This is a genomic window from Glaciibacter superstes DSM 21135, assembly GCF_000421145.1.
GTDB classification, from domain to species: Bacteria; Actinomycetota; Actinomycetes; order Actinomycetales; family Microbacteriaceae; genus Cryobacterium; species Cryobacterium superstes.
On record NZ_ATWH01000009.1, the window covers coordinates 18,580 to 32,740 of the forward strand.

The following is a 14,161-nucleotide window of genomic DNA, read 5'->3' on the forward strand; positions in this document are numbered from 1 at the left end:
TGACAGTTGAGGAACGACCGAGCTTGCGAGGCCGTGATCGGCCGACTCGTCAGTGTGTCGCGGGAACGGTCGATCGTGCGTTGGAAACGTACCGGGTGCCGAAGTACCAGCGGGTAGTCACTCGGTTCGTTCTCTGACGCTTGCCTTGTTGATCACTGACTTCGCTGGGGTCTGACGCGCATGCGTTGCAGCGCTTGTCGCCGCAGCGCGAGCGGATGCTGCCCCGTCTGCGGCGAGGGCGGCTGCGGCCATGTCTCGCGTTTGGGGAAGGGTATAGAGAGCGATGTTCGCGCGCACATCGGCCAGGGCGGAGGCAGACATCGACAGGCTGGTCGCGCCGAGCCCGATGAGGACGGCGGCGAGCAGCGGGTCGGACGCTGCTTCGCCGCAAATGCCCACGGGTTTGCCGAATGCTGCGCCGGCTGAGCCGACCTCTCCGACGAGTTTCAATACCGCGGGGTGCCACGGGTCCTGAAAGCCGGCGACGGTGCCCAGCATTCGGTCGGCGGCGAGTGTGTACTGAGTAAGGTCGTTGGTGCCGATGGAGACGAAGTCCGTGTGTGGGAGGACGCGGTCGGCCAGTAGCGCCAGGGACGGGACTTCGACCATGACGCCAGCCGTCTTCAACCCGAGCTCGTGAGCGAGTCGGACGAAGTATTCGGTCTCCTCAACAGTTGACACCATTGGTGCCATCACCCAGACGTCAGCGTCTGATGCGGCAGCCGCGTTGGCAAGGGCGGTGAGCTGGTCGCGAAGGATATCTTCGGCGGCGCGGAGGGAGCGCAGACCGAGCAGACCGAGCGCCGGGTTCTCTTCTTCTGCATCGTTGAGGAAGGCGAGCGGCTTATCTGCACCGGCATCCAACACGCGCACCACGACCTTCTTACACGAGAACTGATTGAGCATGCGGGTGTACTGATCCTGCTGTTGCGCGATTGTGGGAGCCGTCGTAGAGCCAAGGAACAGAAACTCGGTGCGGAACAGCCCGACACCCTCAGCACCAAGTTCGACCGCCCTGGCGGCACCATCCGCGTTTCCGAGGTTGACCAGGAGCGGGATGGCGGTTCCGTCAAGGAGGATGCCAGGGCCGATCGGAGCTTGTGCGGCGAAGGCGCATGTTGCTATGCGGGTGGTGGCATCGCCCATCTGCGCCTCGCTCGGTGTGGTGATGACGATGCTGTTCGCGGCATCGACGATGACCTCTTCACCGTCGGTTAGGCGTGCAGCATCCGTTGCGCCGACGATCGCGACGATGGATTTCGTGGATCCGTGGTCGGCATTTGCCTGACCGTGCCGATAGTCGCGCCTCGGCCACCATCCGTTGGAAGGTGTGGTGGACGTTGCAATACAACAGCCGGGTGCCGGCCAGCGAGAGAAACAAGGCCGGGCACTCACTTGTCGGCTGCCACTGAGCACGGTCGGAGCGATACTTTTCCAGCGCAGCGATGGTCGTGGGATGCAGCAGCACCTCACGGGTCTTGCCGAATTTGCTGTCGCGGATCCGCAGCAACTGCCGATCCGGGTCAATGTCGGACACGTCCAGTCGGATGGCCTCGCCGACCCGCATGCCCGTGGTCGCCAACAGCCCAACCACAGTTGCCATTGTTCCCTGCCGTTGCGGGCAGGACAGGATCGAGGCGGCGTCCATCAACGCCGTAATTTCGGCGGCCGAATACAGATACGGCGTGGCCCGCGGTGGGCTGTAGGGCAGCAGGCCGATCACCGGGACTTCAACCGTGGTGTCCGAAATGTTCAGATAGCGGGCGAAGCTGCGAACGACGGAAAGACGGTAGTTGCGCCAACTTCCGTCCGATTTCTCGGGCAGGGTTGCCCAGGACAACGCCGATGCCATACTCATTCCGGCCGCGTCCGATGCGACGAGATAGTCGACGAACTGGTTCAGCAGCTTCTCAGTGCGCGCCAGCGTGTATCCGACCGCGCGACGGGTCTGCAGATACTCCGCCAGCGCTAGCCGCAGACCATCACCTGTCTTTGTGTCCATCACAATGCACCCGGCCAAGCGCGAGTGATGCCCCGGAGTGCTTCACGGTCGACTTTGGCGTAAATCGCCGTCGTCAGCTGGCGTTGATGGCGAAGAACCAACCCGACCTCCGCCAACGACGACCCACCGCGCAACATCTGTGTCGCCGCCGTGTGGCGCAACCGGTGGGCGTGGATCATGCCCAGTCCCGCCCGCCGAGCCGTGCGGGCGACAGCGGAGCTGAGTCCCGATGAACTCATCGGGTTATGGGGTGCTTTGTGCCCCAGAAACACTGCCGTGTGGTGGTTCCCGATAGGACGGGCGTAGCGCAAATACTCCACCAGCGCCTCGCCCACCTCGGTGGGAAGCGGCAGGCGTGCCAGATGGTTCCCCTTGCCGCGCACCACGAATTCTCCGGCGCTCCAGTGCAGATCACTCAGCTCGAGTCCGGCGACTTCGCCAGCGCGCATGCCAATCCGGCACAACAACAACATGACCGCGTAATCGCGGCGCCCGCCCGCGGTATCCCGATCGCAGCCGGCCAGCAGAGCCGCCAGGGCGGCGGCGGTCAGATCTTTGGGCAGAGCAGCCTGCGACCAGCCTGCCGCCGACGGAACTGCCGCCGCCGACACAGATAGAGCAGTGCCATCCAGGTGCAGGAAACCCAGAAACGAGCGCACCGCCGAGACGCACAACTGCGCCGACGATGCCGCCTCACCGGCGCACCTCTCCGCAAGGAAACGGTGAACATCGATGGACGTCAAGCCATCAAAACCGACCGCGGCCGTATCCAGCCGCGCGACAACCAACGGGCGTATTCGGCCGATGTAACCGGTGACCGTCCCCGCAGCCAAGCCCCGCACCCGTGTCAGATATTCGCCGAAGCGGTCCAGGAGAAGTTGCGAGGCAGTGGGCACCGTCCTCAAGGTGACGACGACCCCGCGCGTGGCCAATACCCGACACAAAGGCCTCGCGGCTTTCATCGTCCGATAGTTCACATACCCCGCCGCCCGGCGAGTGTTGAAGTACTTCTCCAGCACAACGTCCGTCAGATCCTCGACGGCGTGATGCTCACCCTCCATCCACCGGCTTAGATGAGCGACGAACGCCATGTGCTGACCAGCCGAAGAGGATGTGTAACCGACTCGCGCTAATTCTTCCGCAACCGCCGGAGCGTAATCCTCCAACGGTCCCACGATCAACGATCTGAGAACCTTGAGCATCTTGCTTTCCTCTCATTTGAATGAGAATCAAGCGTCCCCCTGTGGGTCAGATTATGCCGACATCAATTCCACGAAACCCGCATGGAATAAGGGCACCACCGGCGACATCGGCATAATCCGGACATCGGCATAATGCACCCGGCAGCGCTGCCAGGACGCCCCTGGAAGACGGTGCTGATGGCCTTCTTCAGCCCGGTGTGGGCATCGGTGATGACCAGCTTCACCCCGCCGAGCCCGCGGGTCTTCAGCGACCGGAGGAATCCGGTCCAGAAGGCTTCGTTCTCGCTGTCTCCGACGTCGAAGCCGAGGACTTCGCGGCGCCCGTCGGCGGCCACCCCGACGGCGACGACGACCGCCTGAGAGACCACTCGGTGGTTCACCCGCGCCTTGCAGTAGGTGGCGTCGAGGAACACGTAGGGGAAGTCCATCGCGGCCAAGTCCCGGTCGCGGAAGGCACCGACCTCGGTGTCCAGATCGGCGCAGATCCTCGACACCTCGGACTTGGATATCCCCGACTCGGCACCGAGCGCCTTGACCAGGTCATCGACCTTCCGGGTCGACACCCCGTGCAGGTAGGCCTCCATCACGACGGCGAACAGGGCTTGGTCGACCCGGCGGCGGCGCTCCAACAGCGCCGGGAAGAACGACCCCTGGCGCAGTTTCGGGATCTTCAAATTGAGATCCCCGGCCGTTGTCGTCAAAGTCCTCGGGCGGGTCCCGTTGCGGTGCGTCGTCCGATCGCCGGACCTCTCGAAGGGTCCGGCGCCGATGAACGCGGTCGCTTCCGCGTCGATCAGCTCCTGATAGAGCGACTCGGTCGCGACCCGAATCCGGTCGCTGACATCGGTGAGTTTGAGTTGGCCGAGCAGATCAAGCAGGGCAGACTGGTCAAGAGCCATCGTGTGTATGTGTCTTTCTGTGAGTACTTTGAACGGTTCTCACTGACCATCGCACGATGGCTCACCACGTCGACGATCCGACGCTCCGACTACCGAGATTTACACCACTCCACGGGACGTGACCATTCGGTGCCATGCTCCGAATGATGGTTGATTTCAGGAATACCTGCGCCCACGGTTCGCGTCTCTTCAACCGGGCCTTCAAGCGAGCACTATCGATCAAGAAGCACGAGACAAACGGCGACCTGCTCGGTCATCTCTTGGAGCCCGGCTTCACAGCAGCGCCCAAGCCGAATCAGCGGCTGTACATCTACGCGGCCGCGCTGGCATTTATGCTCCGCTCGCACTCCGCAGGCTCTACCTGGCATCTGACTTTCAAGACCCAGATCAGGAAATTCGATCTTACACTTCTTGCTTCAGACGGAACCCAACTCATTGCGCCCAACGTCAGCATGGGATTCCCCTCGGGTTGGGAAGAACTGGCTCTCTGGAAATCAACGCCGTAGAGTGTTTGTGCCTCTGCGGCAACACACGCTGCCCGCTCCCTCAATTCCGCAACTTTTCGCTGCTTGCGAGGCCGTGTCTCGAAGCCGGCTTTAAGAGCAACCCCGGTTCCGCAACACCGCGGTCACTGAGGCGGTTGACTGTTGCTCGGGTTCAATCTGGGTTCAGTCAGGTCTGACAGGTGCGGTCAGGCTTCCCCGAGACTCCGGAGAATCCGCTCCACCGCGTCGAGGCGTGCACTGAACTCGGCCGTGGCGATCTTGTCCGCATCCAGGTGCGCACGGCGTGCCGGCGAGGGCCAACCGTTCGCGTGACCGTACTTCTGCATGGTGGTCGCTGACAGGCCGGTGGACTCGTGCACTTCCCGAACTGAACCGCCAGCTTCGAGTGCCTGCGTGACGGCGAGCTCGAACACTGCCTGCGCTTCCTTCACCAACGCTTGGGCACGCAACAACCGGTCGAGGTCACCTGGTGGGATGATCCCTCTCGGCTGCGGCGTCATGCCCTCACGTTAGCGAAAGGATGTGTGACAGCGGATGGTACGGAACCTAGGCCGGCACCCACTCGCCGCGCACGAAGCCGTGGTGCCCGCAAGTCCTGCACAGGAGCGACGGGGAGAGCGCCAGCGGTTCTCGTGATTCGACCGTCCATGAGTAGTCGGCGGCGTGCGTTGGCACCCAGCCCTCACATGGCTTTCCTGTGTCGGATCGCGGGTGCGTGTAGGCGAGCCCGCGCAATTCGCCGTCCCACTCCCGCAACTCGCCGGTGACCCCGTGACCGAAGTCGACGGCCGTCGCGGTGAATTCGCCTTGCATGATTTCCTCTCGGGAAGCGTGACAGTTGATGGCACAACCTGAGTTGCTTTGTGGCGTTCCCCGCATAGGGTGGCCGGGTGAAGAAAAAACGGGCTGTCTGGGGTGCTGTGAGCGTTCTCGCCATTGCAGTCGCCGCGGGTGGACTCGTGGCCGTCCAGACTGCCCGAGTGGATGCGGGAAGGGCTCAAGCATGCGCCCGTGTCACTGCGGACCGCTCCGAGATGGGTGAAGTGGTCACCGCTTCCGAGGGAACTCCAACGGTCGCCATCGTTGGCGACTCCTATGCAGCGGGGGATCTTCTTGCGGATCGTTCCGACGCGTGGTCATACCGGCTTGGAAAATCGCAAGGGTGGCGCACCGACCTTGTCGCGATGGGCGGCACCGGTTTCGTGAACGGCGGCTACTGCGGTGATGACCAGATCGCAGAGCGCGTCGGGCCAGCGATGGCCGGTGGAGCGTCAACCCTGATCATCCAGGCTGGCATCAACGACGCGGGCAAGCCTGCCGCCGACATTCGCGAGGCGCTCCGCGAAGTCCTGTCCGACACACAATCCGTTGAGCGGGTCGTCCTGATCGGTCCCGCAGGCTCCATCCAGCGGCCAGGGTCGGACGCCGTTGACGAGATCATGCGTGCCGCTGCCGCGGCTGCCGACCGTGAGTATATTTCGACTATCGATTGGCAGCTCGAGTTCGGCCCCGACCAGTTGCATATGACCCCGGCAGGCCACGCGGACTATGCGACGCGCGTCGCCGAGCAGTTGTAGGCCCCGCCGCACCGTTGATTAGTGGCGTGCCGCAGGCGTCTGTTAGCTTTCAGAGGACAACGGGGGATCATGACTACGGCCACGCGAAAAACACAAGCAGCTACGCGCGCGCGCCCGCTCACTCGGAAGCTCAGCTTTCGATCCGACCTCCAGGGCCTGCGCGCGATCGCCGTCGGTCTGGTTCTGCTCTACCACTCCGGCGTCAGCGTGCTATCAGGCGGATACGTTGGAGTCGACGCGTTCTTCGTGATCTCCGGCTTCCTCATCACCACCCACCTGCTCGAGTCCCTCGCGCGTGATTCCCGGATCAACTTCGGTGAGTTCTATGCGAAGCGCGCCCGGCGCATCCTGCCTGCGTCCTTGTTCGTTGCTGCGGCGACCATCGTTGCAGCTCTGATCTGGGTGCCGCCGCTGCAGATGCGGGCGGTGGTGCGCGATGCAATCGCAACCGCATTCTACGTGCCGAATATGCTGTTCGCGTCGAACGGAACTGACTACCTCGCCGAGACAACACCGTCGGTCTTCCAGCACTACTGGTCCCTCGGCGTCGAGGAGCAGTTCTACATCTTCTGGCCACTGCTGATCTGGCTCGGCTACCTCCTGGTGCGCCGCTCCGAACGTCGACTCCAGTGGGTCGTTGCCACGATGGTCGTGGCGTCGTTCGTCCTCTGCCTCATCCTCACGCAGGTATTGCAACCGTGGGCGTTCTTCTCACTGCCCACGCGGGCGTGGGAACTCGGAGTCGGCGGACTGGTCGCGTTCCTCCTCCGCGCAGCACCGGCGTGGCTCAAAGCCCCGTGGACGCCCGCACTCGCATGGGCGGGCGTCGCTGGCCTGCTCGGAAGCGCCGTGCTGTTCTCGTCCGGCACCCTCTTCCCCGGATTCAACGCATTATTCCCAGTTCTCGCGACGGCGGTGATCATCATCGGCGGACACCAACGGCCAAACGCTGCCCTAACGCGCATCCTCAGCGTTCGCCCCATGCAATCGCTCGGGGCGATCTCGTACTCGCTGTACCTCGTCCACTGGCCCCTCCTGATCATTCCTCAGGCCGCCGCCGGAGAATCCCGCCCTTTGCCCCTGTGGCTGACGCTTGCGCTCGGCGCGGTCAGCATTCCTGTCGCCTACCTTCTGCACCGGTTCGTGGAGAAACCATTCCTCCGGATGCCGGTCCTCACGCGGGCTCGCCCTCGCAGGTCCCTGGTCGCTGCACTGATTGGCTCCGCCGTTGTGATTGCCCTGGCGGCAGGTGCGCTGGTGATCAGCAACCGTCTCCCTCTGAACTCTGGGCAATCTGTCCCGCCAGTAGCGCTGGCCACCATGCCACCAGGGACCGGTCACGTACCCTCAAACGTTGAACCATCCCTGCGAGCAGCATCGGGCAGCGTCTCGGTCCTGTACGACAACGGGTGCCACCGCGACAGCGCATCAGTCGACGCCTCAGGTTGCCAGTTCGGCGAAAACCCTAACGCGCCCCTTGTGTTCCTCTTCGGCGACTCTCATGCCGAGCAATGGTTCGCCGCCCTCCAGCCGCTCGCAGACGCTGGACAGATCCGCCTCGACACGAACACGAAAAGTTCCTGCCCGTCAGTTTCCCTGACACGCGAGATCCACGGTGTGAACTACGCCGCTTGCTCGCAATGGCGGCAGGCCGTAATCGACCGGATCGCAATCAGCGAACCATCGACAGTGATACTCGCCAACTACGGCAAGCCAGACGTCGACGCCGCAGCGTTCCAACGCGAATGGGGAACCGGCCTCATCGACACTATCGAAGCCATGCCCTCTGGCACCCGAGCCGTGATCCTCGCGGACACCCCTGACATGGGTGAAAGCATCCCGGTCTGCTTGTCGTCGAGACTTGATCAGGCGGACCTGTGCAGCGCCGACCCGTCAACCGTGCTTCACCCCGCTTCACGGGATGCAGAACGCGCAGCGTCTACGGCTACCGGCGCCACCCATGTCGACCTCACCCGGTACCTCTGCAACGACGCTTCCTGCCCCGCAGTGATCGGCAATCTCCTCGTATACCGCGACTCGCACCACTTGACGGTTGAGTTCAGCAGAGCGCTGTCGGCGGCGATTGCGCAGGCGCTCGACCTCGGTAGCAAATAGAGAAGCAGCCCCTCACCAACGACAAGCGTTGGTGAGGGGCGATCTTCTTGTGGCGAGCTAAACGGTCGTGCCAGCTGCGTCCTTCCACACACCGCCGTTCGACCAGATCGGCTTCTGCAGGGTCTCGTCGTACCACTGGGCACCTTTGAGTACGGCAGTCGCGAGAGGCCGAACCGCGGTCAGGCCGGCACCGGATCGGATGGTGTGCGCGTTGTCTACGACGATGTCCCGGCCGAAGAACTCCTTGGCAGAGAACGAGGCGTCGTACCCTCGCGGGTGCCGGATGTTCACGTGCGGAATCCCACCCGCGGTGATCAGCCCCACATTGTCGCTGTAGTCCCCTTTCAAGACCTCCGACCAATCGTCACCAGCCAACGTCACGTCGCGGGACGTGGCCGTGGTCCCCAGAACGTAGGCGATCGGTGTCGTCGTGGACGACGTCGGGCAAATGAAGCGGTTTCCCTGTGCCACCAGAGTGACGTTCGTGGACCCTGCGACGTCCAGAAATCGGTTCGTATTGGTCAGGTAGATGAAGCAGCCTTGGATGGTGATCGAGACTTTGTCCCTGGCGTTCGCCACGAGCCCCCAGGCGCCAGCCGCAGCATGCGACGACTCGAAGTAGATCCCAAACATGTTGACGGCCTGCATCGCCTGAAGCGAAACCGCACCGCCCGTGCCATAGTTCTCGATCGAACCACCGAATATGTTTAGGGCGCGGGCGCCACCCGAGAACCGGGTGCCGAACGCAGACAGTCCAGCGTTCGTACAGTTGAGGCGGGGAGCCAGGACGGTCACGTTGTAGCAGTTCACGACGTGAACGGCGAAGGCATTGTACGACCATTCGCAGTTCTCGAATACGGTGTAGAACGCCCCGGTGATGTGCACGCCGAACACCCAGTGGTAGAAACCGCAGTTGAAGCGGGGTGAGCCGGTCGCAGTCTTCACGCCGGTGGTTGACCCAACGTCGTAACCGGGCCCGGAGATCAGGAGGTTGTTGAAGGTGCTGTTGTCGCCAGGTGAGATGCCAACCTGCGCCCCTGTGAGGCCAGCGAACTTCAGCCGCGTTGACGGCGAACCGCCCGTGCCGATGAACTGGGTGACGCCCTCAAGGGTCTGGTGAGCAAGGGTGGTGATCGGCCCAAGCTTGTAGTCACCCTTCGAGAAGACAACCCGACCGCCAGCGCCAGCCGCGTTGATCGCGGCCTGCACGGCTGCGGTATCGTCCGTGGTCCCGTCGCCTGCCGCGCCGAAGTTCTTGACGTAAGTAGGCAGGACTGCCTTGTCCATCTTGGTCGCGACCTGCGTTGCAACCGTGGCAGGTTGTTGCTACGAACTCGCCAATGCGCTGAAACATGACGTCGGGGCGCCCACAGTTCGACCCTGCGGTCACAGGGAGCGGCGCGGTAGTGGATGCGGATCGATCGCGGCGACCTGCAGCACCGGCACGAACTCGTCCGAGTACGCGATGGCGCTAACCCAAATTTTGGAGAATCCCCGCCCACATCTGCAGGTGACCGTACATATCGTCAGCGCGCTTCGTCACGTTCAATGGCGCCACGAGGCGCGAAACAGCCTCCTGGAAGTCGGCGAAATCGCGCCCAAGCCGATCTACGACATCCGATGTTGGCAGGGTCGCCCATTCCGCGATCTCACGGCTCCGCGCCCGCACCGAGTGCCGCATCAGCGCGTGATAGTCGAGGGACGCGGGGGCGTTCGTACGACATTCTTCGCACTCGCAGGCCATCAGCTGCGGAAACTGCAACCACAAAATCTGGGCGATGTCGACCGGTACGTACTTGTGTAGACGCGGAACGTAGTAACGGGCCGGCGGGGCGCCCGAAGTCGGTAGTTCGACGTAGTCACGATGTTCCCCAAATCCAATGCCATGAGACGAGCCGACGAGCCCGTAGCGAGCTAGGAGCACAGAGAAGAAACCGCCATATAACGCGAAAACACGTTGACCGCGATCGGTGGCACGTTGAATCGCCTGCCCGTACGCATATAACTCAACCGCGGACTCGGGGCGGAATTCCTCAAGGTCGCTGATCCAGGCGATCAATTCGTGATGCTTCACTGTCGCGGCAATGTCGTCCCACATCCCTGCCGAGGTGGCAGCAATGACCCTGCGCAACGGAATCGATACGGCATTCGAGGTGGCATAGGCCATCGACGCCTCCCACAGGCGGTCCGAGACGCTTGCCCAGCCGTCGCCCCGGTCGCCAACCATTGTGTAGGGCGGGAGAATTGCCAACGGCCCCTGACGATTCTCGGGCAGGACCGGTTCGTTCAGGCGCGCAGCGTACTTGTCGAAAGTCTTCAATTTGACGTCGTCGAAGCCGACGTTAAATTCGATCCAGCGCTGGGCGACTGTATCGATGAGAGAGTCCGTGAAGTCGCTCGGCGTGGGAAGTTGGTTCGAGTGGACAAGTTCCGGCACACCGAGCACATCGGCCAGCATTAAGTGCGCCTTCTTCGGAGATCGCAGCTGGTTCTGGAACAAGGGGAACCGCGAGTCGATCATGTAGGGGTCTGAGGATCTGGCGGAAAGGCTGAGGACGAAACCCCTGGTGCCTTCCGCCTGGAACGCGGCGATCGTGCCGGGGACCACGAGCCCATCAAAGTCCGCGGCCAAGTCGCGCATCGTTTGCTGGTCGGTGGACCCGTAACTCAGATAGTGCTCAAATAGATTCGTCAACCGAGCCTCACAATCCTTCGAATTTGGCCAGAACGCGCAGGCGAGCATGTCGATCGAAGATCGGTGGCCCAGGGCGCGCGAGCACTCTGGGATGGCCTGCTGAGATAACAATCACGCCGACTCCATACGTAGCAGCCTCAGCAGCGTTGGTCGCGCGTGGCTCACCAGAAACGACAACCCATGAACGGTCGAAGGTCATACGGTTATAGACAGCTTGTTCTAGGACTCTACTGAACCCTCCGATCTTCAGTTCAAAGGCGGACGCAACCCGACTTCTGGTCAACACCGCGAGATCCACACGTCGACCGTTGACCGGAAGCTCGCGGGCAAGCCGCGAGTCGGATCGCACCCAATGGCGTTTCCTAAGAAAGTCGACAAGCGTCGGCATCATCCGTGATTCGCCTTCCGTTTGAAACGCGAGGTCCTGTTCGAGGTAGGCAATCACGTCGCGCCCATCTCAAGGGTCGACCCGGAATGTTCGTATGACTGTTGGAGCCGGCCTTCGATGCCGGAGTAGAGGATCACGACAACCACGCCCAGGCCGAATATTGAGGCGGCGATCCAACTGGCGGTCTGCCAGAGGAGGGTGTTCGCGTACTGGAAGAAGTACAGGGCCGTGGAGATGAAAACGGCACCCGCGAACACGAAAGAGAGCCATTTGGCTATGCTGCAGATCACCAAGAACGTTTTGAACTGGCGACGGATTCGCATCCGCTCCTTCAAGACCTTGACCGCGTACTTCGCAAGCTTGCCTACCGGCGCCGGATCCGCAACCACCGTCTTCGGGTCGAAAGGGGCACCCGCGGGCGGCACTACCGCGTCAATTGCGTTCCGCAACTCCTCGAAAATATCGGTCGCCCGTTCCTGCAGTCCAGCGAAGGCTACGTCCACTTTCCGGGCCCAGTTGTCGTGAGCGTTCTCGCGGAGGTGCACGCTTCCCCACACGGCACCGGATGCGATCAGGAACACGGTCGCCCCCAATCCGAGGCCCCATACCGGATCGGGATGGGCTGGCAGGGCCGCCACTATCACCGGCGAATTCCGAGGATGTCGTCCCTGATGACCGAGTTCTTCGTGAACTCGTCGTAGCGCTGATAGACGTACCGCACCAACTGCCGGAGAGGGAGCGACACAAAGCGCTCTTTGAAGGTTTCCAGTTCGTCGAGTGCCCCTGGTGGGAGCTCAGCCTTTACGGCACTGAAGTACCGCCAACCTCGCTCAGTCAACTCGAAATCGCGGGTTGTGTACGGGTCGGGGACGAGGTCGTCGATCCTGTTCCGTTCCTCCCATGTGTCCGATTCGTCAGCCGCTGGTGAGCCGGAATCCGTGACCAGTCCTGCGACACTGAGCTTGTCGACCGCCTGGTAAACCTTCTGGGAAAACGGTCCGAAGTTGTAGGCCTCAAAGTCGGCGCCCTCGTCCAGCCAACTGTTGCTGGACGTTTCCTTTTCGAGGAGGAAGATCAACTTCTCCAACCGAGTCACGCCCTTGATCTCGCCAGGTGGCACACCTTCGGCTTTCGCTCCCAGAAGGAGGACGATCGCATCATCGATCTCTATTGGAATACTCATGGTCACCTCCGTTGCCCTGAACACGTGTCCTGATATGCACGATAGTGCTTACCACTGCTATTCCTTGCGCTGACCCGCCCCACGAGCGGCCCTGGTGGCGGACGCTGAGAACGCGCCTCCGCGGATCGCCTACGGTCGCCCCAGCCCCACGTACGTCCACCCGGCAGCGCGCCAGGCAACGGGGTCGAGGGTGTTACGAGCATCGATGATCGTCGGCGTCTTCACCAGAGTTCGCGCCCACACCGGGTCGATCTCCGTGAACTCCGGCCACTCGGTCACCAGCACCACAACGGACGCATCACGCAACGCGTCCTCGACCGACGCTGTGTACTCCAACTGCGGGTGCCGCCCGCGCGCATTCTCGATCCCCTGCGGGTCCGTCGCCACGACGGACGCACCCAACCCGTACAGCTGCACCGCCACGTCGAGCGCCGGTGAATCTCGCACATCATCGGAGTGTGGCTTGAAGCTCAAACCCAGAACCGCGACCCGTGAGTTGTAGAGCTGTCCGTCCAGAGCCGAGACAACCAAATCGACAACGCGCTGACGCCGGCGCAGGTTGATCGCGTCAACCTCCTTAAGGAACGCCACCGACTCCCCCCGGCCCAATTCCTCAGCCCGAGCAGTGAACGCACGGATGTCCTTTGGCAGACACCCGCCCCCGAACCCAACGCCGGCATTCAGGAAACGTCGCCCGATCCGATCGTCGAATCCGATGGCATCGGCCAGCTGGGTCACGTCGGCACCGGTGACCTCGGCGATCTCAGCCATCGCGTTGATGAAGCTGATTTTCGTGGCGAGAAACGCGTTCGCCGACACCTTCACCAGCTCCGCCGTGGCGTAGTCGGTGACCACCACCGGCGTTCCCGCCTCGATGGCCGTCGCGTAAATTTCGTTGAGCTGGGCGGTTGCCCGCTCGCCCGCCTCACCAGCCGGCACACCGTAGACCAGGCGGTCTGGATGGATGGTGTCGTTCACCGCAAAGCCCTCGCGCAAGAACTCCGGGTTCCATGCCAGCGACGCACCGCTGCCGGATGTCGCGATCAGCTCAGCGAGACGGGCGGCGGTTCCCACCGGAACCGTGCTCTTGCCAACAACGAGGTCGCCGGCAGACAGGTACGGCAATAGAGACGTGACCGCCGCGTCAACGTAGGTGAGGTCGGCGGCGTAGCTGCCGATGGTCTGCGGAGTTCCGACTGCGATGAAGTGCACCTCGGCGCCAGCAGCGTCCGCGATGTCACTGCTGAAGCGCAGCCGGCCACCTGCCAGGGCTGACGACAGCACCTCGGTGAGCCCGGGCTCGAAAAAGGTGGCCTTGCCTTCAGACAGAAGGGCGATCTTCGAAGAATCGACGTCGATTCCGACGACTTCGTGCCCAAGCTCAGCCATCGACGAAGCGTGCACCGCGCCTAGATAGCCACAGCCGATTACGGAAATCTTCATGCGCTCTTCTCCACCCGTCGAGCCTACCGGTGACCGCCTGAACGCTCCTCGTGCATGCCTCGTTCGCGCCCAGATGCACCCAGTTTGGGGCGGATCCTCTCCCAACTCAGGCGTATTGACGGGGAATTTCACCCTCACACCACACCGGTAG

12 protein-coding genes and 2 pseudogenes are annotated in these 14,161 nt (G+C 62.6%); 3 read left to right on the plus strand and 11 right to left on the minus strand.

Going from position 1 to position 14,161, the window contains the following annotated elements:
• Positions 1-117: 117 nt before the first annotated feature.
• The 4 genes and pseudogenes from K323_RS25975 to K323_RS28510 all read right to left on the minus strand — a co-directional run.
• Positions 118-1,260: pseudogene (locus tag K323_RS25975) on the minus strand (putative PEP-binding protein); the annotation flags it as partial.
• Positions 1,205-2,002 (minus strand): tyrosine-type recombinase/integrase, encoded by a 798-nt coding sequence (locus K323_RS30480; protein WP_022885752.1) that lies wholly within the window; start codon positions 2,000-2,002, stop codon positions 1,205-1,207. The pseudogene K323_RS25975 and the gene K323_RS30480, both read right to left, overlap by 56 nt.
• On the minus strand, positions 2,002-3,204 hold the full coding sequence (locus K323_RS0113190; RefSeq protein WP_022885753.1) for a tyrosine-type recombinase/integrase: 1,203 nt from the start codon (positions 3,202-3,204) through the stop codon (positions 2,002-2,004). The genes K323_RS30480 and K323_RS0113190 overlap by 1 nt, the downstream gene beginning before the upstream one ends.
• A 129-nt stretch (positions 3,205-3,333) precedes the next feature.
• A pseudogene (locus K323_RS28510) lies at positions 3,334-4,103 on the minus strand (IS256 family transposase); the annotation flags it as partial.
• 143 nt (positions 4,104-4,246) lie between these two features.
• Between K323_RS28510 and K323_RS0113200 the strand changes: the two are divergent.
• Positions 4,247-4,609, plus strand: coding sequence for an Abi family protein (locus K323_RS0113200; RefSeq protein WP_157509436.1), 363 nt, complete (start codon positions 4,247-4,249; stop codon positions 4,607-4,609).
• Between the two features lie 185 nt (positions 4,610-4,794).
• On the opposite strand, the gene K323_RS0113205 is transcribed toward K323_RS0113200, so the two are convergent.
• Positions 4,795-5,109: a hypothetical protein gene (locus K323_RS0113205; RefSeq protein ID WP_022885755.1), complete on the minus strand. Its 315-nt coding sequence runs from the start codon at positions 5,107-5,109 to the stop codon at positions 4,795-4,797.
• Positions 5,110-5,155: 46 nt separating this feature from the next.
• On the minus strand, positions 5,156-5,422 hold the full coding sequence (locus K323_RS0113210) for a hypothetical protein (RefSeq protein WP_022885756.1): 267 nt from the start codon (positions 5,420-5,422) through the stop codon (positions 5,156-5,158).
• A gap of 77 nt (positions 5,423-5,499) precedes the next feature.
• Between K323_RS0113210 and K323_RS0113215 the strand changes: the two genes are divergently transcribed.
• On the plus strand, positions 5,500-6,186 hold the full coding sequence (locus tag K323_RS0113215; RefSeq protein ID WP_157509437.1) for an SGNH/GDSL hydrolase family protein: 687 nt from the start codon (positions 5,500-5,502) through the stop codon (positions 6,184-6,186).
• A gap of 69 nt (positions 6,187-6,255) precedes the next feature.
• Complete coding sequence (locus K323_RS25990; protein WP_022885758.1) at positions 6,256-8,301, plus strand: acyltransferase family protein; 2,046 nt, start codon at positions 6,256-6,258, stop codon at positions 8,299-8,301.
• Positions 8,302-8,358: 57 nt separating this feature from the next.
• Here the strand turns inward: K323_RS25990 and K323_RS0113225 are convergent, their stop codons facing one another.
• The 5 genes from K323_RS0113225 to K323_RS0113245 all read right to left on the minus strand — a co-directional run bounded on the left by K323_RS0113225 (position 8,359) and on the right by K323_RS0113245 (position 14,010).
• Positions 8,359-9,588, minus strand: a complete 1,230-nt coding sequence (locus tag K323_RS0113225; protein ID WP_022885759.1) for a glycosyl hydrolase family 28-related protein — start codon at positions 9,586-9,588, stop codon at positions 8,359-8,361.
• Between the two features lie 184 nt (positions 9,589-9,772).
• A complete protein-coding gene (locus K323_RS0113230; RefSeq protein WP_022885760.1) occupies positions 9,773-11,107 on the minus strand; it encodes a hypothetical protein in 1,335 nt (444 codons plus the stop codon).
• A gap of 330 nt (positions 11,108-11,437) precedes the next feature.
• On the minus strand, positions 11,438-12,028 hold the full coding sequence (locus tag K323_RS0113235; protein ID WP_022885761.1) for a hypothetical protein: 591 nt from the start codon (positions 12,026-12,028) through the stop codon (positions 11,438-11,440).
• Positions 12,025-12,567 (minus strand): hypothetical protein, encoded by a 543-nt coding sequence (locus tag K323_RS0113240; RefSeq protein ID WP_022885762.1) that lies wholly within the window; start codon positions 12,565-12,567, stop codon positions 12,025-12,027. Before K323_RS0113240 ends, K323_RS0113235 begins: the two co-directional genes overlap by 4 nt.
• Positions 12,568-12,696: 129 nt before the next feature.
• The gene (locus K323_RS0113245) at positions 12,697-14,010 is read right to left on the minus strand and encodes a UDP-glucose dehydrogenase family protein (RefSeq protein ID WP_022885763.1); all 1,314 of its coding nucleotides are present in this window, start codon (positions 14,008-14,010) and stop codon (positions 12,697-12,699) included.
• Positions 14,011-14,161 lie beyond the last annotated feature (151 nt).

Excerpts from the sequence above, each read along its gene's own strand:
- K323_RS30480 (WP_022885752.1), bottom strand. The coding sequence starts at position 2,002 with ATGGACACAAAGACAGGTGATGGTCTGCGGCTAGCGCTGGCGGAGTAT.
- K323_RS0113190 (WP_022885753.1), bottom strand. The coding sequence starts at position 3,204 with ATGCTCAAGGTTCTCAGATCGTTGATCGTGGGACCGTTGGAGGATTAC.
- K323_RS0113200 (WP_157509436.1), top strand. The coding sequence starts at position 4,247 with ATGATGGTTGATTTCAGGAATACCTGCGCCCACGGTTCGCGTCTCTTC.
- K323_RS0113205 (WP_022885755.1), bottom strand. The coding sequence starts at position 5,109 with ATGACGCCGCAGCCGAGAGGGATCATCCCACCAGGTGACCTCGACCGG.
- K323_RS0113210 (WP_022885756.1), bottom strand. The coding sequence starts at position 5,422 with ATGCAAGGCGAATTCACCGCGACGGCCGTCGACTTCGGTCACGGGGTC.
- K323_RS25990 (WP_022885758.1), top strand. The coding sequence starts at position 6,256 with ATGACTACGGCCACGCGAAAAACACAAGCAGCTACGCGCGCGCGCCCG.
- K323_RS0113225 (WP_022885759.1), bottom strand. The coding sequence starts at position 9,588 with ATGGACAAGGCAGTCCTGCCTACTTACGTCAAGAACTTCGGCGCGGCA.
- K323_RS0113240 (WP_022885762.1), bottom strand. The coding sequence starts at position 12,567 with ATGAGTATTCCAATAGAGATCGATGATGCGATCGTCCTCCTTCTGGGA.
- K323_RS0113245 (WP_022885763.1), bottom strand. The coding sequence starts at position 14,010 with ATGAAGATTTCCGTAATCGGCTGTGGCTATCTAGGCGCGGTGCACGCT.